Source organism: Streptosporangium sp. LJ11 (genome assembly GCF_051918945.1).
In the GTDB taxonomy this organism is placed as follows: domain Bacteria; phylum Actinomycetota; class Actinomycetes; order Streptosporangiales; family Streptosporangiaceae; genus Streptosporangium.
The window spans coordinates 1-874 of record NZ_JBPXMB010000102.1; the positions used below are offsets into that span (position 1 = coordinate 1).

At 67.5% G+C, this 874-nt stretch carries 1 protein-coding gene; it reads right to left on the bottom strand.

Going from position 1 to position 874, the window contains the following annotated elements; genetic code table 11:
- On the bottom strand, window positions 1-761 hold a 761-nt coding region (locus ACTOQ3_RS43570), incomplete at its 3' end, for an ABC transporter permease (RefSeq protein WP_440089941.1).
- Window positions 762-874: the final 113 nt, after the last annotated feature.

Consider the following 874-nt stretch of genomic DNA (forward strand, 5'->3'; position numbering starts at 1 on the left):
CGCTGGAGCAGCACGGCCACCACGATGATCAGGCCCTTGGCCACCAGCTGGTCGCTGGTGTTGAGCCCGTTGAGGATGAACAGGTTCGTGATCACGGTGAAGATCAGCAGACCCAGGATCGACCCGATGATCGATCCGCGCCCGCCGGTCAGCAGCGTGCCGCCGATGATGACCGCGGCGATCGCGTCCAGCTCGTACAGATCCCCGTGCGTGGAGGACCCCGTCGTGGTCCTGGCCATGATCAGCACCGCCGCGATGCCGCAGCACAACCCCGACAGCGCGTACAGCATCACGGTGTGGCGGCGCACGTCGATACCGGCCAGCCGGGCCGCCTCGGGGTTACCGCCCACCGCGTAGGTGCGCCGGCCGAAGGTGGTGCGGTTCAACAGCACCCACCCGGCGATCACCACCAGCGCGAAGATGTAGACCAGCACCGGGATGCCCAGCACCCGGCTGGTCGACAGCTCCACGATCATCTCGTTGCCCTGCTGCACCAGCTGGGTGCGCCGGTCCGACATCCGCTGCGCCAGACCGCGGGCGGCCACCAGCATCGCCAATGTGGCGATGAACGGCACCATCCGCCCATAGGAGATCAGCAGTCCGTTGACCAGGCCCGCGCCGGTGCCGACCAGCACCGCGCACAGGATCATCACGAACGGGCCGTAGGACTGGGTGGCCAGCGTGGTCGCCCACACCGACGCCAGCGCCATGATCGCGCCCACCGACAGGTCGATGCCCCCACCGATGATCACAAACGTCATGCCGACGGTGATCACCCCGATGGTCGCGGCCAGCGACAGGATGCTCACCATGTTGGAGGTCGTGGCGAAGGTGTCGGGCACCGTGACCAGACCCACCACGGCCAGCAGCACCA